This window comes from Pseudonocardia petroleophila, assembly GCF_014235185.1.
In the GTDB taxonomy this organism is placed as follows: domain Bacteria; phylum Actinomycetota; class Actinomycetes; order Mycobacteriales; family Pseudonocardiaceae; genus Pseudonocardia; species Pseudonocardia petroleophila.
The window spans coordinates 5,551,800-5,571,341 of sequence record NZ_CP060131.1 but is presented as its reverse complement, the minus strand read 5'-3'; the positions used below and the strand labels follow the sequence as shown (position 1 = coordinate 5,571,341).

General features: G+C 73.8%; 15 protein-coding genes. 12 read left to right on the top strand and 3 right to left on the bottom strand.

Annotated features, from left to right (window positions below):
- The first annotated feature begins 13 nt into the window (after nt 1-13).
- On the top strand, nt 14-892 hold the full coding sequence (gene wag31, locus H6H00_RS27425) for a DivIVA-like cell division protein Wag31 (protein ID WP_185718542.1): 879 nt from the start codon (nt 14-16) through the stop codon (nt 890-892).
- 67 nt (nt 893-959) lie between these two features.
- Nucleotides 960-2,408 carry a hypothetical protein gene (locus H6H00_RS27420; RefSeq protein WP_185718541.1) on the top strand — a complete coding sequence of 483 codons (1,449 nt, stop codon included), beginning with the start codon at nt 960-962 and terminating at the stop codon, nt 2,406-2,408.
- Between the two features lie 71 nt (nt 2,409-2,479).
- Here the strand turns inward: H6H00_RS27420 and H6H00_RS27415 are convergent, their stop codons facing one another.
- The gene (locus H6H00_RS27415; RefSeq protein WP_185718540.1) at nt 2,480-2,986 is read right to left on the bottom strand and encodes a nuclear transport factor 2 family protein; all 507 of its coding nucleotides are present in this window, start codon (nt 2,984-2,986) and stop codon (nt 2,480-2,482) included.
- A 299-nt stretch (nt 2,987-3,285) separates the two neighbouring features.
- On the opposite strand from H6H00_RS27415, the gene ileS reads away from it, so the two are divergent.
- The 6 genes from ileS (at nt 3,286) to H6H00_RS27385 (ending at nt 11,219) form a co-directional block, all read left to right on the top strand.
- Nucleotides 3,286-6,429 carry an isoleucine--tRNA ligase gene (gene ileS, locus H6H00_RS27410; protein WP_185718539.1) on the top strand — a complete coding sequence of 1,048 codons (3,144 nt, stop codon included), beginning with the start codon at nt 3,286-3,288 and terminating at the stop codon, nt 6,427-6,429.
- 400 nt (nt 6,430-6,829) lie between these two features.
- Nucleotides 6,830-7,594, top strand: a complete 765-nt coding sequence (locus H6H00_RS27405; protein WP_185718538.1) for a class I SAM-dependent methyltransferase — start codon at nt 6,830-6,832, stop codon at nt 7,592-7,594.
- A gap of 22 nt (nt 7,595-7,616) precedes the next feature.
- Nucleotides 7,617-9,095 carry a potassium/proton antiporter gene (locus H6H00_RS27400; RefSeq protein WP_185718537.1) on the top strand — a complete coding sequence of 493 codons (1,479 nt, stop codon included), beginning with the start codon at nt 7,617-7,619 and terminating at the stop codon, nt 9,093-9,095.
- Between the two features lie 15 nt (nt 9,096-9,110).
- Entirely contained in the window at nt 9,111-9,650 is a 540-nt protein-coding gene (gene lspA / locus H6H00_RS27395) for a signal peptidase II (protein ID WP_255425397.1), read from the top strand.
- Nucleotides 9,651-9,687: 37 nt separating this feature from the next.
- A complete protein-coding gene (locus H6H00_RS27390; protein ID WP_185722814.1) occupies nt 9,688-10,572 on the top strand; it encodes an RluA family pseudouridine synthase in 885 nt (294 codons plus the stop codon).
- On the top strand, nt 10,569-11,219 hold the full coding sequence (locus tag H6H00_RS27385; protein ID WP_185718535.1) for a hypothetical protein: 651 nt from the start codon (nt 10,569-10,571) through the stop codon (nt 11,217-11,219). The genes H6H00_RS27390 and H6H00_RS27385 overlap by 4 nt, the downstream gene beginning before the upstream one ends.
- A gap of 8 nt (nt 11,220-11,227) precedes the next feature.
- On the opposite strand, the gene H6H00_RS27380 is transcribed toward H6H00_RS27385, so the two are convergent.
- Entirely contained in the window at nt 11,228-12,292 is a 1,065-nt protein-coding gene (locus tag H6H00_RS27380; protein ID WP_185718534.1) for a glycosyltransferase family 4 protein, read from the bottom strand.
- Nucleotides 12,289-13,176 (bottom strand): alpha/beta fold hydrolase, encoded by an 888-nt coding sequence (locus tag H6H00_RS27375; protein ID WP_221775683.1) that lies wholly within the window; start codon nt 13,174-13,176, stop codon nt 12,289-12,291. Before H6H00_RS27375 ends, H6H00_RS27380 begins: the two co-directional genes overlap by 4 nt.
- A 193-nt stretch (nt 13,177-13,369) precedes the next feature.
- Between H6H00_RS27375 and H6H00_RS27370 the strand changes: the two genes are divergently transcribed.
- The 4 genes from H6H00_RS27370 (at nt 13,370) to dnaE (ending at nt 19,541) form a co-directional block, all read left to right on the top strand.
- Entirely contained in the window at nt 13,370-13,537 is a 168-nt protein-coding gene (locus H6H00_RS27370; RefSeq protein ID WP_185718533.1) for a hypothetical protein, read from the top strand.
- On the top strand, nt 13,534-14,514 hold the full coding sequence (locus H6H00_RS27365) for a DMT family protein (RefSeq protein ID WP_185718532.1): 981 nt from the start codon (nt 13,534-13,536) through the stop codon (nt 14,512-14,514). Before H6H00_RS27370 ends, H6H00_RS27365 begins: the two co-directional genes overlap by 4 nt.
- A gap of 44 nt (nt 14,515-14,558) precedes the next feature.
- Nucleotides 14,559-15,737, top strand: a complete 1,179-nt coding sequence (locus H6H00_RS27360; RefSeq protein WP_185718531.1) for a glycosyltransferase — start codon at nt 14,559-14,561, stop codon at nt 15,735-15,737.
- A 240-nt stretch (nt 15,738-15,977) separates the two neighbouring features.
- Nucleotides 15,978-19,541: a DNA polymerase III subunit alpha gene (gene dnaE, locus H6H00_RS27355; RefSeq protein WP_185718530.1), complete on the top strand. Its 3,564-nt coding sequence runs from the start codon at nt 15,978-15,980 to the stop codon at nt 19,539-19,541.
- The last annotated feature ends 1 nt before the right edge of the window (nt 19,542 follow it).

Here is a 19,542-nt window from a genome sequence, read left to right as displayed (position 1 = left end):
ATGAGGTGATCCGATGCCGCTGACACCCGCCGACGTTCACAACGTCGCGTTCAGCAAACCCCCTATCGGGAAGAGGGGGTACAACGAGGACGAGGTCGACGCGTTCCTCGACCTTGTCGAGGCCGAGTTGGCTCGACTGATCGAGGAGAACGAGGACCTGCGCGAACAGGTCTCGGAGCTCGAGCAGCGACTCGGGAACGCACAGGCCGACCTGGAGGAGGCGCGGTCGCGCCCGCCTGCCGCTGTCTCTGCGCCGGTGTCCCCACCGACGCAGCAGATCCAGCGCCAGGTGGAGCCGCCGCCGATGCGTCCGCCGATGGAGCCCCAGCGCTCCATGTCGGCGCCGCCGCCGCAGATGGCCGAACCCGGCGACCAGGGTGGTGACCACCACGTACAGGTCGCCAAGGTGCTCTCCATGGCCCAGGAGATGGCCGAGCGGCTCACCGCCGAGGCCAAGTCCGAGGCCGACTCCATGCTCAGCGACGCCCGGACCAAGTCCGAGCAGCTGCTGTCGGAGGCCCGGACCAAGTCCGACGGCCTCGTCAACGACGCCCGCGCGCGGGCCGAGACGATGCTGAACGACGCCCGGACCAGGGCGGAGACCCTGGAGCGCCAGTCGCGTGACAAGGCCGCCACGCTGGTCGGCGACGCCGAGCGCAAGCAGAACGAGATCATCGGCAGCATCACCCGCGAGAAGACGGTGCTCGAGAAGAAGATCGACGAGCTCCGCACCTTCGAGCGCGAGTACCGCACCCGCCTCAAGACCTACCTGGAGTCCCAGCTCAGGGACCTGGAGGGTCGTGGCTCCGCTGCGCCGACCGACGGTCGGAACACGCGGGACGGTGGCTACGCCGCCACCGGGTACGGTCAGCGCGCCGACGCGGGTAGCTGACCAGACGCACCCGTACACCTACACGGCGGCGCGGTGTCCGACCGCGCCGCCGCATCCGGAGTGAAGAGTGCTGCTGCTGGTTCTGATCCTCGTCCTGATCGCCTTCGGCCTGCTGCTCGTCGGCTTCCTGTCGAGCAGCGTGATGTGGGCCTGGGTGTCGGTGGCCGTGAGTGTCGCCGCCGCCCTGGTCCTGCTCTACGACACGCTGCAGCGCAGGTCGGCCGTCCGTGCCGGCGACGATCCGGGCGCCGGGGCGGGGTCCGCCGAGCCGGAGGACGTGCCGTCCTACGGGGCGGCGCGACCGTTCGCGTCCCCGGGGACGGCCGGCGACATCGACCCGGTCACCGAGGTCATCCCGGTGGTCCGGCCCTCCGGTTCCGCTCTGCCGGGTCCCGCGGGGGCCCGGGGATCCGGCGTGGACGGGCCCACCCGGGCCGTCGACCCCCGCTTCGATCCCGACGCCGACGCCCAGCAGACGGTCATGATCCCCGCCGTACAACCGTCCGGCTCTCCGTCGGGACCGTCCGGCGCTACCCCTGCGATCACACCATCGAGCGGTTCTGCGTCACCCACCGTAACCACGGCGACGGACGCTCGTTCCACTCCGGCCCCTGACTCCGACCGCCCGTCGGGTGGGGACGGGGCCACCGTCGCGACTCCGTCGGGCACGGCGGGGTCGGGCACGGCGGGGTCGGACGCTGCGGTGTCGGCAGCCGGGGGGCCGGACGCGGAGGCTCCGGACTCCGCGGTCGACGCCGCTGCCGCCACCACCGCGGTAGCCGGGGTCGGGGCCGCGGCATCGGGAGCCCCCGGGTCGGCCGAGCCGGCGTCCGCGGGCCCGTCGCTGACCAAGGCCCCCGCCGCCGACGCCCCCGCGGGCGACGACGCGGAGCGGTCCGGGTCGGCCACCACGGTGGCCCCCGCGGTCGGTGCCGACGCCCCCGGTACGGGAGTGGCGTCGGGCACCACGGGTCCGGCGGCCACCGGCACCGATCCCGACTCGCTGTTCACCAGCCCGGCCGAGACGCGGGCCGCGGGCGCCTCCGGTGCGCCCGACGCCAGCTTCGGCACGGGCGCGACCGCGGCAGCGGCGGCGACGTCCGCCGTCGGCGGCTCCGCTCCCGGCGCGGCCGTCCCGCCGCCCGGGGCCGGTGCTCCCGCAGCGGCCGACGCCCCCACCGGCGCCGGCACGCCGCCGTCGAACCCGGCGGAGGCGACCGTGGTCGTCGACACCGGCGGTGCGGGCACTCCCGCCGACACCGCCCCCGCGTCGGACGGCGAGATCCCCGAGGAACGGCCCGAGCCCGCGGTCGCGGTGATCGTCGCCGGCCTGGAGGACGAGGTCCTCGTGATCGACGAGCAGCCGCGCTACCACGTCCCGGGCTGCCGCTCGCTCGTCGCGGCGGCCCTGATCCCCCTCCCGGCCCGCGAGGCCGTGGAGCTCGGGTTCAGCCCGTGCGGCTGGTGCACCCCCGACCGCACGCTCGCCGGACGCCACCCGGCCAACGCGCGCTGACCCGTCCCGCCCGGCCCGATCCCGACCGTCGGGTCCGGCCGGGGCGGCGGGCCCGGCCGGACCGGCGCCGGTCAGGAGCTTCCCAGCAGGCGCCACCGGCCGTCGATGCGCTGCATCCGGTTGACCAGACCCTCCACGCGCCGGCCGTTCGCCTCGCCGGAGAAGGTCACGGACGCGGTGTCGCCGTCGACGGCGACGTCCTGGATCTCGGCGGTGCGGGCCGCGGAGTCGAGGGGGGCGGCCGCCTCCGGCACGGCGTAGACGGCGGCGAACGCCTCCTCGCAGGTGCCGGCCCGCGCCCCCTGCGCCGCGACCGCGTCGATCAGCTGCTGCACGGCCTCGGGGGCGGTGAGCGCGCAGCTCGCGGCGAAGTCGCGGGCGAGCAGGGCGGCGTTGTAGTCGGCGAACACCTGCTCGATCGCCGCCCGGTCCTCGGGCGGGGCCCCGGCCGACGCGGTCGCGGCGGGGGCCGTGGTCGGCTCCGCGCCGGTGGGGGCGGCCGGGGTGCCGGTCGAGGAGCAGGAGGCGGCGAGGACGAGGACCGCGGCGGCGGCGGCCCTCGTGATCACGGTCATCATGCGGCGTACCGTAGGGACCGCCCCGGGGTCGCGGAGAACCCGGTGGCGCCCCGGCGCTACCCTGGGGTCACAGGCACCGATCCGGCCATCACCGGGGAGCCTCCGGAAGAAACGCGCGGTGCAGGTCGGCGCGCGGAGTAGAACCGGACGGGACGGCCCGTCACAGCCGACCACGAGTGGTCGCGCCCCGAGCGCGGCAAGCGGGGTGGTACCGCGGTGCCCGTCCGATCCGGGCGGGACGTCGTCCCCGTGCAGGCAGTTCCGAGCCGCACGCGACCACACCGCCAGGAGCATCCCCGATGACCGGCTACCCCGCCGTCCCGCCGCACCCGTCGTTCCCCGAGCTGGAGCGCGAGGTCCTCGACTTCTGGGCGAAGGACGGCACGTTCGTCGCCTCGGTCGAGGCCCGCGAGGCCGGGGAGAACGGCGCCAACGAGTTCGTCTTCTACGACGGCCCGCCCTTCGCCAACGGCCTCCCGCACTACGGGCACCTGCTCACCGGCTACGTCAAGGACGTCGTGCCGCGCTACCGCACGATGCGCGGCAAGCGCGTCGAGCGGCGGTTCGGGTGGGACACCCACGGCCTGCCCGCCGAGGTGGAGGCCGAGAAGCAGCTCGGGATCAAGGACAAGTCCGAGATCGACGAGATGGGCGTGGCCGCGTTCAACGCCGCGTGCCGCGAGTCCGTCCTGCGCTACACCGACGAGTGGCAGGCCTACGTCACCCGCCAGGCGCGCTGGGTCGACTTCGACAACGACTACAAGACGCTCGACCTGGACTACATGGAATCGGTCATGTGGGCCTTCAAGACCCTGTGGGACAAGGGTCTCGTCTACTCCGGGTTCCGCGTGCTCTGGTACTGCTGGCACGACGGCACCCCGCTGTCGGCCACCGAGACCAAGATGGACGACGTCTACCGGGACCGGCAGGACCCGGCCGTCACCGTCGGGCTCCGGCTCGCGGCTCCCGGGTCCGATCTGGACGGGGCGCTGGCCCTCATCTGGACGACGACCCCGTGGACGCTCCCGTCCAACCTGGCCATGGCGGTCAACTCCGACGTCGACTACGCGCTCGTGTCCGCGAACGGGGAGCGCTACCTGCTCGCCGCCGCCCGCGTCGCGGCCTACGCCCGCGAGCTGGGGGAGGAGCCGGAGCTGCTCGGCACCTACCGCGGCTCCGACCTCGTCGGCCTGTCCTACACCCCGCCGTTCGACTTCTTCGCCGGCTGGGAGAACGCCCACGTCGTCCTGGCCGCCGACTACGTCACCACCGACGACGGCACCGGCATCGTCCACATCGCGCCGGCGTTCGGTGAGGAGGACAAGGTCGTCACGGACGCGGCGGGGATCGAGGCCGTCGTCCCCGTCGACAGCAAGGGCGAGTTCGACGCCCGCGTCGCGCCCTACGCCGGGATGCAGGTGTTCGACGCCAACGGGCAGATCATCCGTGACCTCCGCGACGGCACGGCGTCCTTCGTCCACGGCGTCCTGCTGCGCCACGAGACCTACGACCACCCGTACCCGCACTGCTGGCGCTGCGGCAACCCGCTGATCCAGCGGGCCGTCGACTCGTGGTTCGTGCAGGTCACGGCGTTCCGCGACCGGATGGTGGAGCTGAACCAGCAGATCACATGGGTGCCCGAGCACGTCAAGGACGGCCAGTTCGGCAAGTGGCTGGAGGGCGCCCACGACTGGTCGATCTCCCGCAACCGGTACTGGGGCAGCCCCATCCCGGTGTGGGAGTCCGACGACCCGGCCTACCCGCGGCGCGACGTCTACGGCTCCCTCGACGAGCTGGAGCGCGACTTCGGCGTGCGGCCGACCGACCTGCACCGCCCCTACGTCGACGAGCTCACCCGGCCCAACCCGGACGACCCCACGGGCCGCTCGGTCATGCGCCGGGTGCCGGAGGTGCTCGACTGCTGGTTCGAGTCGGGCTCGATGCCGTTCGCGCAGGTGCACTACCCGTTCGAGAACCGCGACTGGTTCGAGCACCACTACCCGGGCGACTTCATCGTCGAGTACAACGGCCAGACCCGCGGCTGGTTCTACACGCTGCACGTGCTGGCCACGGCGCTGTTCGACCGGCCGGCGTTCCGCGACTGCGTCGCGCACGGGATCGTGCTGGGCGACGACGGCACGAAGATGAGCAAGTCGCGCGGCAACTACCCCGCGGTCACCGAGGTGTTCGACCGCGACGGCTCCGACGCCATGCGCTGGTTCCTCATGTCCTCGCCGATCCTGCGCGGCGGCAACCTCGTCGTCACCGAGCAGGGGATCCGCGAGGGCGTGCGGCAGGCGATCCTGCCGCTGTGGAACACGTGGTACTTCCTGTCGCTCTACGCGGCCGGCCACACCCCGGTCACGCGGACCGACTCGACGCACGTCCTGGACCGGTACGTGCTGGCCAAGACGGCGTCGCTGGTCGACGCGGTCACGGCGGCGCTGGACGTCCACGACATCGCCGGGGCGTGCGAGCACGTGCGCGACCACGCCGAGGTGCTCACCAACTGGTACGTGCGCCGCTCGCGCGAGCGGTTCTGGGACGCCGACGCCGACGCGCTCGACACCCTGCACACCGTCCTCGAGGTGACCGCGCGCGTCGCGGCGCCGCTGCTGCCGCTCACGACCGAGCGGATCTGGCAGGGGCTCACCGGTGGACGGTCGGTGCACCTGACCGACTGGCCGGCGTCCGGGGAGCTCCCGCACGACGACGCACTGGTCACGGCCATGGACCGGGTGCGGCAGGTGGCGTCGTCCGCGCTGTCGCTGCGCAAGGCCCGCAAGCTGCGGGTGCGCCTGCCGCTGGCCCGCCTGACGGTGGCCGCGGCCGACGCGTCGGCGCTCGAGCCGTTCGCCGACGTCCTGCGGGACGAGGTCAACGTCAAGGACGTGGTGCTGACGACCGACGTCGCCGCCCACGGCCGCTTCGAGATCGCCGTCAACGCCCGCGCCTGCGGCCCGCGCCTGGGTGGCGACACCCAGAAGGTGATCCGCGCGGTCAAGGCGGGGGAGTGGGAGCAGGCGGCCGACGGCACCGTGACCGCGGGCGGCATCACGCTGCTCGACGGGGAGTTCACGGAGAAGCTGGTGGCCGCCGACCCCGAGGAGACGCTCGCGCTCCCCGGCTCGACGGGGCTCGTGGTGCTCGACACCGCGGTCACCCCGGAGCTGGCGGCCGAGGGCACCGCCCGCGACGTCGTGCGGGTGGTGCAGCAGGCCCGTCGCGACGCCGGGCTCGAGGTGTCCGACCGGATCGCGCTCGTCCTCGACGCCGACCTCCCGGTGCTCGACGCCGTGCGCGCCCACCAGGCGTTCGTGGCGGGGGAGGTGCTGGCCACCTCCGTCCGGTACGAGGCGGTCACGGACCCGACCCTGACCGGCACGGTGACCGGCCCCGACAACACGACCGTCCCCCTGACGGTGCACCTGACGCGCACCTGACGCGCACCCCCACCCCCTCCCGGCGAGTTTGCCGCCCGCCCCCGGCGAGTTTGCGGTCCCCGCCCGGCGAGTTTGCCGCCCCCACCCGGCGAGTTGGCCGTCCCCGCCCGGTGGGCGGCGCCCGGATGTGGTCGGACCGGCCACCTCGCCGGGTCCGGTCTGCCGACTCGCCGGGGGCGGGCGGCAAACTCGCCGGGCCTGGTCGGCCACCTCGCCGGGCCCGGTCGGCCGACTCGCCGGCTCTGGTCGGCAAACTCGCCGAGCGGGAGCGGCAAACTCGCCGAGCGGGAGCGGCAAACTCGCCGGATCTGGACGGCAAACTCGCCGGGGGTGGGCGGCAAACTCGCGGGGGTGGGTGGTGGGCTCGCCGGGGGGACGGGTCGTTCCTAGGGTGGGCCGCATGGGGAGTGCGGCGCGGCGGTGGGCGGAGCTGCAGGAGGGGCGCGGGATCCCGCCGGAGATCCTCGCGCAGGCCCCCGCCCCGCCCTGGGTGCACGATCCGTCGTACTTCGTCGCGCCGGAGGTGCCGACCGACACCCCGTCCCGCGACGCCGGCCTGGAGCTGCTCGGCGCGGGCGGCACCGTGCTGGACGTCGGGGCGGGCGGCGGTGACGCGTCCCTGGCCCTCGCCGGCGCCGTCTCCCACATCACCGCGAACGACCAGCAGGCCGACATGCTGGAGACCTTCGCCGCGACCGCGACGGCCCGCGGCGTCCCGTTCCGCACGGTCCACGGCCGCTGGCCCGACGTCGCCGCCGAGGCCGGCACCGCCGACGTCGTGGTGAGCCACCACGTGCTGCACAACGTCGTCGACCTGCCGCCCTTCCTGCTCGCGCTCACCGCCGCCGCCCGCCGCGGGGTGGTCGTCGAGATGCTCGCCGAGCACCCGATGGCCTGGCTCGACGGCCTGTGGGTCGCCTTCCACGACCTGCACCGGCCGCCGCCCGCCACCACCGACGACGCCGTCGCCGTGCTCCGCGAGCTCGGCATCACCCCGCGCGTGCGGCGCTGGGAGCGGCGGACCCCGCCGAAGCAGGACCCCGGATGGGTCACGCGCCGGCTGTGCCTGCCCGCCGACCGGGAGCCCGACGTGGCGGCCGCGCTCGCCGCCACCCCGCCCCGCCCGCGGCACGCCGCCACGCTCACCTGGGACGCGCCCGGTTAGAGTCGGCTCCAGCGGAGGTGATATGCCCGATCTGGAGATCCTTCTCGGCATCGCGGCCGCGGTCGTGCTCATCGGCGTGCTGGCCGTGCGGATCTCCGTGCGGGTGGGCCTGCCGTCGCTGCTGCTCTACCTCGGCATCGGGGTGCTGCTCGGCGAGTCCGTGCTGGGCATCGAGTTCTCCGACGCGCTGCTGACGGAGTCGATCGGGCTCGCCGCGCTCGTGCTCATCCTCGTCGAGGGCGGTCTGACCACCCGCTGGGACGCGGTGAAGCCCTCGCTCGGCGTCGGGATCGCGCTGTCGACGGTGGCGGTGGTCGTCAGCATCGGCGTGGTCGGGGTGGCGCTGCACGTGCTGCTCGACCTGGAGTGGCGCACCGCGTTCCTCTGGGGCGCGGTGCTGTCGTCGACGGACGCGGCCGCGGTGTTCAGCGTGCTGCGCGGCGTCGGGGTCTCCCGACGCCTGGCCGGGGCGCTGGAGCTGGAGTCCGGCATGAACGACGCCCCGGTCGTGCTCGCCGTGCTCCTGCTCGCCGCCGGGGACCCGATCACCTGGCTGACTCCGGTCCTCGTCGTCTACGAGCTGGGCGCCGGGGCCGCGATCGGGGTGCTGCTCGGGCTCGGCGGGGCGTGGGCCCTGCGCCGGGCCGCCCTGCCCTCGACGGGCCTGTACCCGCTCGCCGCGATCGCCGTCTGCGTGCTCGCCTACTCCACCGGGCAGTTCGCGCACGCGTCCGGCCTGCTCGCCACCTACGTCTGCGCCCTCGTGCTCGGCAACTCCGAGCTGCCCCACCGCGGCGGGGTGCAGTCCTTCGCGGAGGGCACCGGCTGGCTCGCCCAGATCGGGCTGTTCGTGCTGCTGGGGCTGTACGCGACGCCGTCGCGCCTGCTCGACGCCCTCGTCCCCGCCCTGATCGCCGGGCTCGTGCTGCTGGTGGCGGCGCGTCCGCTGTCGGTGCTGGCGGCCGCCACCCCGTTCCGGGTCCCGTGGCGGGAGCAGGCGTTCCTGTCGTGGTCGGGGCTGCGCGGGGCGGTGCCGATCGTGCTCGCCCTCATCGCGCTGACGGAGGGCGCCCCGGGCGCGGGGAGGCTCGTCGACGTCGTGTTCGTGCTGGTGGTGGTGCTGACGCTGCTGCAGGGCACCACGCTGCCCGTCGTCGCCCGGCTGCTCGGCGTCACCCAGACCGTCGAGACGCAGGACATCGAGGTCGACGCCGCCCCGCTCGACCAGCTGGGCGCCGATCTCATCCAGGTCCGCGTGCCGGTCGGGTCGCGGCTGCGCGGGGTCTACCTGAGCGAGCTGCGGCTGCCGACGGGGGCCACCGTCAGCCTCGTCGTGCGCGACGAGGAGGCCTTCACCCCGAACGGCGAGACCCGGCTGCGCGAGCGCGACCAGCTGCTCGTCGTCGCCACCTCGGGGGCCCGGCACGCGGCCGAGGAGCGCATCCGGGCCGTCGACGCCGGCGGGCGCCTGGCCCGCTGGCGCGGCAGCACCCCGCGTTGAGGGATGATGGCCGGTGTGAGTGACCCCGCAACCGCCCCCCGAGTCCGGCTGCTCGCCCTGATCGCGGTCCTGATCCTGGCCGCCGACATCGCCACCAAGGTGGTCGGCGTGGCGCTGCTGGAGGGCCGCGAGCCCGTCGAGCTGCTCGGCGGTCTGATCAACCTGCAGCTCGTGCGCAACCCGGGCGCCGCGTTCTCGCTGGCCACCGGCTACACGTGGGTGCTGTCGCTGATCGCGCTCGGGGTCGTCGTCGTGATCATCCGGGTGGCGCGCAAGCTGCGCTCCACGGGCTGGGCCGTCGCGCTCGGGCTGATCCTGGGCGGCGCGCTCGGCAACCTCGTCGACCGGATCTTCCGGGCCCCCGGGCCGCTGCAGGGCCACGTCGTCGACCTCGTGTCGCCGTTCGCCCCCGACGGCCGCGTCTTCCCGGTGTTCAACCTCGCCGACTCCTCGATCGTCTGCGGCGGTGCGCTGCTCGTCGTGCTCGCGCTGCTGGGCCGGGAGCTCGACGGCACCCGCACGCCGTCGAAGAAGCAGGAGAACGCGGGTGAGTGACCTCCGCAGCCTCCCCGTCCCCGACGGCCTCGACGGGATGCGCGTCGACGCCGGGCTCGCGCGCCTGCTCGGGATGTCGCGCACCGTCGTCGCCGGGTTGGCCGAGGACGGCCGGGTCGAGGTCGACGGGCGGGCCGCGGGCAAGTCCGACCGGCTGATCGCCGGGTCCTGGCTGCAGGTCACGCTGCCCGAGCCCGAGGCGCCCACGACGATCTCCGCGCCGCCCGAGGTCGTCAACGGGCTGACGGTGCTGCACGCCGACGACGAGATCGTCGTGGTCGACAAGCCGGTCGGCGTCGCCGCGCACCCCAGCCCGGGCTGGACCGGGCCGACCGTGGTCGGCGGGCTGGCCGCGCTCGGCTACCGCGTCTCGACGTCGGGGTCGGAGGAGCGGCAGGGGATCGTGCACCGCCTCGACGTCGGCACCACCGGCGTGATGGTCGTCGCCACCTCGGAGCACGCGTACACCGTGATGAAGCGGGCGTTCAAGGAGCGCACGGTGTCCAAGCGCTACCACGCCGTCGCGCAGGGGCACCCGGATCCGAGCAGCGGCACCATCGACGCCCCGATCGACCGCCACCCCAAGCACGACTACCGGTTCGCCGTCGTCGCCGGGGGCAAGCCGAGCGTCACGCACTACGACACCATCGAGGCGTTCCGCGCCGCGTCGCTGCTCGACGTGCGCCTGGAGACCGGGCGCACCCACCAGATCCGCGTGCACCTGTCCGCGCTGCGCCACCCCTGCGTCGGCGACCTCGCCTACGGGGCCGACCCCACGCTCGCCAAGCGGCTGCAGCTGGAGCGGCAGTGGCTGCACGCGCACGCGCTGGGCTTCGAGCACCCCGGCGACGGGCGGTGGGTCGAGTACGTCAGCCCGTACCCGGCCGACCTCGCCCGCGCCCTGGACCTGCTGCGCGAGTGAACCGCCGCCTCGCCGTCCTGGCCGGGTGCGTGGTCGTCGCGCTGCTGACGGCCTGGTACGCGGGATCGCGGTTCGAGCCCGCGACGCCCGGCCCGACGCCGGGGTCGGTGCGGCTGGGTCCCGAGGCGGGGGAGCCGGTCGCCGACTACCTCGCGCGGCTGCCCGCCGCGCTGCCTCCCCCGGGGGCGCCCGCGTACGCGCTGGTGCAGTTCCGGACCGAGCAGACCGGCCCGGCCGCCCTGGCCGCCGTCGACGGGACGGGCCCGGTGTCGGCGGTGTTCCGCGTCCCCGTCGAGCGCGTGCAGACGGCGCTGCGCTTCGAGGGCCTGGGCACGATCGACCTGGCCCGGTCCCGGGCCGCCGCCGCCGCGGCGGACGAGGCCGCGCGCCTCACCGGCCGCCCCGCCGCGATCGCGGCAGCCGAGGCCCGCGCGCTGGCCGATCCGGGGTGCGCGTGCGTGGTGGCGCTGCTCGTGCGGGGGGACCGGGCGGCGCTGGACGCGCTGGCGGCCCGCGAGCAGGTGCGGGCGGTGGACGCGGCCCCGGCCGACGCGCAGCCGGTGGAGCTGGCCCTGTCCCCGCTGCTGCCCGCCCAGACCGACGCGGCCGACCCGCCCCCCGACGACGGCGACCCCCCGCCTCCCTGACGCGCGCGTCAGGGGCGGCGCTGCGTCGCGACGCGCTCCAGCAGGTCCAGCAGGGTGCGCGCGCTCGCGGCCCAGCTGTAGTGCTCCGCCCGCCGCAGCGCCGCCTCGCCCCGGGCCGCGCGGACCGCCGGGTCGTCGAGCGCCCGGACCGCCGCGACGAAGCCGTCGACGTCGTCGGGGTCGACGTAGGCCCCCGCGTCCGCCCCGACCTCGCGGAACACCGGGATGTCGCTCACCACCACCGGCGTGCCCACCCCCATCGCCTCGACGAGCGGGATGCCGAACCCCTCGTCGCGCGAGGCCGAGACCAGCGCGGTCGCGCCCCGCAGCGCCGCGGCGTACTCGGCGTCGGACGCGCCGTCGTGGAACACCAGCCGCGCCGACGGGGCCAGCGCCTCCAGCCGCGCCCGCTCCGCCGGGGCGACCCGGCTCATCAGGTGCAGCTCGTGGCCGGGCAGCGCGGCGGCCGCCCGGACCAGCACGTCGACGTTCTTGTACGGCATGAACGAGCCCATGTAGACCAGCCGCCTGCCGGGTGCGGCGGGCGTCGCGGGCAGCGGGTCCGCGGCGTTCGGCACCACCGTCACCGGGCGCCGGGTGAGCCGGTGGTCGGCGATGAGCCCCGCCGTCGTCCCCGACACCGTGACGACGGCGTCGGCCCGGTCCAGCAGCACCCGCTGCGGCCACCACGCCAGGTGGTAGAGCCGCCAGAGCAGCCGGATCGGGGCCGGGAGGTCGCGCGGGGGAGTGGCGTGCCGGTAGTAGATGAGGTCGTGCAGCGTGAGCACCAGGCCGTAGCGGCGGCCCCAGGTGCCCATGGTCTGCATCGGGCTGAACACGACGTCCGGGGCGAGGCGGTTGACCTGCCGGGCCACCAGCGGCTCCCGGACGCTCGTGGGTCCGCTCACCCGGAACGACGGCAGGTCCGGGAGCATCCCGAGCTGCCGCGGGTCGCTGATGATCATCGTGACGGGGTGCAGCCCGGCCAGGGCCGCCACCAGCCCCGCGGTGTAGCGGCTGATCCCGTCGTGGTGGTCGACGCGCACGTAGCGGCAGTCGACGGCGATCCTCACGCGGGGCCCTCGCCCGAGAGGAAGGCGGTGATCAGGGCGGCGACGGCGTCGGGACGCTCGTAGTGCACGAGGTGCCCGGTCCCGTCGAGCACCTCCAGCCGGGCGTCCGGGAACACCGCGGCCAGGCGCCGCTGCTCGGCGGGGGCGGTGATGTCGTCGAGCTCGGTGCCGATGAGCAGCGTCGGTATCAGGATCCGGGCGGCCGACTCGTCCACCCCGTGCGACACCGACGCCCCGAACGCCTCCATCAGCACCCGGCGGTCGGCGAACCCGCCGAAGTACCGGTCGTGCTCGGCGTGGATCCAGCGCCGCAGCTCCCGGTCGGGGGTCTTCACCATCGCGACGCTCGCGACGCGCGTGAACAGCCGGCTGCGCAGCACCGCCGAGCCGAGGCGCTCGGGCAGCGCGGCGCACAGCCGGTGCACGAGCACGGTGGCCTTCGTCATGACCTGGCGGGGCCCGGCGAGCGCGGACCCGGCGACCGGGGTGACCAGCACCAGCCTCGGGACCGCCAGCCCGTCGGCGACGGCGGCCGCGGCCACGATGGAGCCGAACGAGTGCCCCAGCAGGGCCGCGCCAGGTGCCACCGTGCGGACGAACCTGCTGGTCCAGGCGGCGTAACCGGCCAGATCGTGGGTGCCGGACGTCAGCGGCGGGGCCTCGCCGAACCCCGGCAGGTCGGGCACCACGACGTGGAAGCCGGACAGGTGCGCGACGATCGGTTCGAGGCCGTGGTGGTCGCCCCGGAGGCCGTGCAGCATGACCAGGGGAGGGGCGGTGACGTCGCCGTACGTCCGGTACGGAACCATTCCCGTCGGGAGGTCGACCTCGTGACGACGGCCCGGCAGACGCTCCGAGCGCGATGCGGAGGGGAGGCTGGCCACCGCGCGGAGTGTAGGTGGCCTCCTGGTCACGCAGGCACCCGGTCGCGAAGGATACGGTCGGGTCACGGTACGGCGTCGGCGGGGCCACGAGTCGGAGAACACTGCCGTGACGTGCGCGTTTCGGGGTAACCCCCGATACCACTCGGTAGTGATCCTGATGTACGTCTCAGCTTCGGGATGCCACGGTGGGATCATGACGACGATCGGTAGGTCCGCGACGCGGACCGCATGGGCGGGGGACTCGGTGGTCCTCGGCGCGCTGGTCGTCGCCCCGCAGCCGGGCCCCGTGGTGCTCGCCCGGGCCGCCACCCACGTGCCGGCGCCGCTGGGCGACCGGGCCGACTGCGGGGAGACCGCGTGACCACCCCGACCCTCCTGGCGTCCACGCCGGCCATCGCGCTGGCGGTGGTCGCGGCGGGCTGCTTCGCGGTGGCCGCCACCCTGCAGCACGACGCGGTCGACGACGTCTCCACCGACGGCAGGCGGCTGGGCCTGCGCGCCTTCCGCGCGCTGGTCAGCCGCCCCGGGTGGCTGCTCGGTCTCGCCGCGGCCGGCGCGGGCTCCGGCCTGCACGCCGTCGCGCTGGTGCTGAGCCCGCTCTCGGTCGTGCAGCCGATCGGGGTGCTGGCCGTGCCGATCGCGGTGCTGCTCACCGCCCGGCGCACCCACGAGAGCCCCGGCCGCGGGGTGCTGCTCGGGGTCGCGCTGAGCGTGGCGGGCGTCGCGGCGTTCGTCACGATCGCCGCGAACTCCACGTCGGCCACCCGCGTCCCCGACTTCGCCACGCTGATCGCCGGCGGCATCAGCACCGCGCTGATCCTGGTGCTGGTCGGGATCGCCTCGTTCACCCGCGGCTGGCGCCGCTGCGTCGCCTACGTCACCGCGGGCGCCGTCGCCTTCGGCCTGGTGTCCGCCCTGGTGCGGGCGCTGTCGCTGCAGATCACCACCGGCCTCGTCGCGTGGAACGACCCGCGCCTGCTCGGCACCGCCGCCGGCATCGGGGTCGCCCTGCTCGTCGGCGGCTGGCTGATCCAACAGGGGTTCGCCTCCGGCCCGCCCGAGGTGGTCATCGCCTGCCTCACCGTCGTCGACCCCATCGTCGCGGTGCTGCTGGGCATCGTCCTGCTCGGCGAGGGCCCCGCGACGTCCGGGGTCGAGGCCGTCGTACTCCTCGCCTGCGCCGCCGCCGCGGCCGCCGGGGTCGTCTCGCTGGCCCGCTACCACCCCGACGCCCGACGTGCGCGCGCCGCCGCCCGCGCGGCCGGTTCCGCGTCCCCCAACGGTCCCGCCCCCTCCGACGAACCCGCCGCGGCGCCGCGGCACGCTCCCCGCCCGTGACCAGCGTCGGCCCCGGCCGACCGCATCCGAAAGGATCACTCCCCGTGAAGCCGCTACGCATCGTCATCGGCGCAGACACCTACGCGCCCGACGTCAACGGACTGTCGCGCTTCTCCTCGCGGCTCGCCGCTGGCCTGGCCGAGCGCGGCCACGAGGTGCACGTGGTGGCGCCGTCGCACGACGGGCCGCCGGAGGTCCGCGTCGAGGACGGCGTCACCGTGCACACGCTGAAGTCGCACCGCTGGTTCAGCCACCCCGACTTCCGCGTGGCGTGGCCGTGGACCACGCGCCCGCGCACGGCCCGGCTGTTCGCCGAGATCGCCCCCGACGTCCTGCACGTCCAGGGGCACTTCCCGGTCGGCCGCGGCCTCGTGCACGCCGCCCGCGCCGCCGGCACGCCGATCGTCGCCACCAACCACTTCATGCCGGAGAACCTGGTCGGGCACGCGCGCGTGCCGAAGCCCCTGCAGAAGCCGGTCACCAGGCTCGGCTGGTGGGACATGCACCTGATCTACCGCCACGCCGACGTCGTCACCGCGCCCACCCCGCGCGCCGTCGAGCTGCTGGAGAAGGCCACCGGGATGACCGGCTCGCTCGCCGTGTCCTGCGGCATCGACGTCGCGAAGTACCGGGGGTCCGAGCCCGACCCGTCCGCCCCGCTGCGCGTGCTGTTCGTCGGCCGGATGGACCAGGAGAAGCGGGTCGACGAGCTGCTGCGCGCGTTCGCCGCGCTGCCCGCCGGCACCCGCGCCGAGCTGGAGATCATCGGCGAGGGCGTCATGCGGGAGGAGTGGACGGGGCTCGCCGCGGAGCTCGGCATCGGCACCCGCACCCACTTCCGCGGCTTCGTCGACGAGGACGAGCTCGTGGCCGCCTACCAGCGGGCGTCGGTGTTCTGCATGCCCGGCATCGCGGAGCTGCAGAGCCTCGTGACGCTGGAGGCGATGGCCGCGGGCACCCCGGTGGTCGCCGCCAACGCGATGGCCCTGCCGCACCTGGTCCGCCCGGGCCGCAACGGCTGGCTCTACACCCCCGGCGACGTGCCGGAGCTCACCACGCGACTGGCCACGCTCGTCGGCGACGCCGACATGCGGCGGCGGATGGGCGCGGCGAGCCGCGAGCTGGTGGCCTCCCACGAGCTCGGGGCGACCCTGAGCACGTTCGAGGGGATCTACGAGCGCCTGCTGGGTCGCCGCGAGGCGGGGGCGGTCCGCGCCGCCTGAGCCCCTCCCGCGGCCCGGTCCGGTGGTCGACACGCCGCCGGGCGGGGTGAGCAGCGCGTTCGGCGCCGGGCGGTACCGGAGCGCCGGAACTGTCGGGGGTCGGGGTTAACCTGAGCCATCCCCGCGGCCCGTCGGCCGGGCCGCACCACGGTGCCGGCCCGACCGAGGAACGTCCTGCCGCCGGGACGCGACGATCGCGCGGCCCGGGCGGGCCGTGCCAGGAGGGAGCTCCCCACCCCGATGGCCAGCTCAGGTGCCGACTCCTCCGGCGACAGCTTCGTCCACCTGCACACCCACACCGAGTTCTCCATGCTCGACGGGGCCGCGCGCCTGGACGACCTGTTCAAGGAGGCCGCGCGGATGGAGATGCCCGCGCTGGCCATGACCGACCACGGCAACGTGTTCGGGGCCTACGAGTTCTGGCGCAAGGCGAAGGCCGCGGGCGTCAAGCCGATCATCGGCATGGAGGGCTACCTCGCGCCGGGGAGCCGCCACGAGCGCAAGCGCGCCGTGCTGGCCCGGGGCGCGTCGGGGGCGGACGACACCGACAACCCCGGTGAGATGTACACCCACATGACGCTGCTCGCCGAGAACAACGAGGGGATGCACAACCTCTTCCGGCTCTCCTCGCTCGCGTCGCTGGAGGGGTACTACTACAAGCCCCGCATGGACCGCGAGCTGCTGGAGACCTACGGCAAGGGGATCATCGCCACCACCGGCTGCCCCTCCGGCGAGGTCCAGCGGCTGCTCCAGCAGGACAAGTACGACGCCGCCGTGCAGGCCGCGAGCGACTACCGCGACATCTTCGGCAAGGACAACTTCTTCTGCGAGCTGATGGACCACGGCATCGAGATCGAGCGCCGGGTCCGCGACGACCTGCACCGGCTCAAGAAGCAGCTCGAGCTGCCCGGCCTGGCCACCAACGACCTGCACTACACCTACGCCGAGGACGCCAAGCCGCACGAGGTGCTGCTGTGCGTGCAGACCGGCAAGACCCTCGCCGACCCCAACCGGTTCCGGTTCGACGCGCAGGACTTCTACCTCAAGTCCCCGGCCGAGATGCGGGCCCAGTGGGACGACGCCTTCCCCGAGGCCTGCGACAACACGCTCGCGATCGCCGAGCGGGTCGACGTCAACTTCGTCGAGGGCCAGGACCTCATGCCCCGGGCCCCCGTGCCCGAGGGCGAGTCCGAGGAGAGCTGGCTCGTCAAGGAGGTCGAGCGGGGGATGCACCAGCGCTTCCCGAACGGCTTCACCGAGCAGTACCGCAAGCAGGTCGACTACGAGGTCGGCGTCATCATCCAGATGGGCTTCCCCGGCTACTTCCTGGTCACGGCCGACCTGATCCAGCACGCGAAGAAGGTCGGCATCCGGTGCGGGCCCGGTCGCGGGTCGGCGGCCGGCTCGCTCGTCGCCTACGCGCTGGGCATCACCGACCTCGACCCGATCCACCACAAGCTGCTCTTCGAGCGGTTCCTCAACCCCGAGCGCATCTCGATGCCCGACATCGACATGGACTTCGACGAGCGCAGGCGTGGCGAGATGATCCGCTACACCACGGAGAAGTACGGCGAGGACCGGATCGCCCAGATCATCACCTACTCCACGATCAAGGCGAAGGCCGCGATCAAGGACTCCGCGCGGGTGCTGTTCGGACAGCCCGGCTACGCGGTGGCCGACCGGATCACCAAGGCGATGCCGCCGGCGATCATGGGCAAGGACATCCCGCTGTCCGGGGTGTTCGACCCCACGCACAAGCGGTACTCCGAGGCCACCGAGGTCCGCGCGCTCTACGACGTCGACCCGCAGGTCAAGGAGATCATCGACACCGCGCGCGGCCTGGAGGGCCTCAAGCGGCAGTGGGGCGTGCACGCCGCGGGCGTGATCATGTCGAGCAAGCCGCTGATCGACGTCATCCCGATCCAGCGCCGCGAGGCCGACGGCGCGATCATCACGCAGTTCGACATGGGCGCCTGCGAGACGCTCGGGCTGCTCAAGATGGACTTCCTGGGCCTGCGCAACCTCACGATCATCGACGACGCGCTGGAGAACATCGAGCTCAACGGCAAGCCGAAGCTCGTCATCGAGGACGTCGGGCTCGACGACCAGAACACCTACGACCTGCTCGCCCGCGGCGAGACGCTCGGGGTGTTCCAGCTCGACGGCGGCCCGATGCGCGACCTGCTGCGGCGCATGGCCCCCACCGAGTTCGACGACATCTCCGCGGTCGGCGCGCTCTACCGGCCGGGCCCGATGGGTGCCAACGCCCACAACGACTACGCCGACCGCAAGAACGGGCGGCAGCCGGTCACCCCGATCCACCCCGAGCTGGAGGAGCCGCTCAAGGAGGTGCTCGGCGAGACCTACGGCCTGATCGTCTACCAGGAACAGGTCATGGCGATCGCGCAGGTGCTGGCCGGCTACACGCTCGGCAAGGCCGACCTGCTGCGCCGCGCGATGGGCAAGAAGAAGAAGGAGATCCTCGACAAGGAGTACGCCGGCTTCGCGCAGGGCATGAAGGACAACGGCTACTCCGCGGCCGCGGTCAAGACGCTCTGGGACATCCTGCTCCCGTTCTCCGACTACGCGTTCAACCGCGCCCACTCCGCCGCGTACGGCGTGGTGTCGTACTGGACGGCGTACCTCAAGGCCAACTACCCGGCCGAGTACATGTCCGGCGTGCTCACCTCGGTGCGCGACGACAAGGACAAGGCCGCGGTCTACCTGGCCGAGTGCCGCCGCATGGGCATCACCGTGCTCGCGCCCGACGTCAACGAGTCGGTGCGCAACTTCGCGCCGGTCGGCACCGACATCCGGTTCGGGCTCGGCGGCATCCGCAACGTCGGCGTCAACGTGGTCGACGCGATCGTCAAGGCCCGCAAGGACAAGGGCGACTTCACCGACTTCTCCGACTTCCTGCGCAAGGTCGACGCGGTGGTCTGCAACAAGAAGGTCATCGAGTCGCTGATCAAGGCCGGGGCGTTCGACTCGCTCGGCCACACCCGCAAGGGCCTGCTCCTCGTGCACGCCGACGCGATCGACGCGGTGATGAGCACGAAGAAGGCTGCGTCGATGGGCCAGTTCGACCTGTTCGGCTCGATGGACGGGTCCGGCCCGTCCGAGCTCGACTCGGTGTTCGACGTCAAGGTCTCCGACGACGAGTGGGAGACCAAGCACAAGCTCGCCGTGGAGCGGGAGATGCTCGGGCTCTACGTCTCCGGGCACCCGCTGCACGGCGTGGAGCAGGTGCTGGCGGCCAAGACCGACACCCCGATCTCCGCGATCGTCGGCGGCGACGTGCCCGACGGGCACCAGGTCACCATCGGCGGCATCCTCGCCGGGGTGAACCGGCGGGTGAACAAGAACGGCGAGCCCTGGGCGTCGGCGCAGCTGGAGGACCTGGCGGGCGGGCTCGAGGTGCTGTTCTTCCCCCGCTGCTACCAGGTGGTCGGCGTCGACGTCGCCGAGGACGCGATCGTGCTGCTCAAGGGCCGGGTCAACCGCCGCGACGACCGCGTCTCGCTGATCGTCAACGACCTCGCCCTGCCCGACCTCACCGTCGCGGGCGGCGGTCCCGGCGCCCCGGTCAAGGTGAGCATGCGCACCGAGCTGGTCACCCCGCAGCGGGTCTCGCGGCTCAAGGAGGTGCTCAGCCACCACCCGGGCACGTCCGAGGTGCACCTGGCGCTCGTGGGCGGGAGCGGCACGAAGGTCTGGAAGCTCGACGACGGGCTGAAGGTCACCCAGTCCTCCGCACTGATGGGCGACCTGAAGGCCCTGCTCGGTCCGGGCTGCCTGGGCTGAG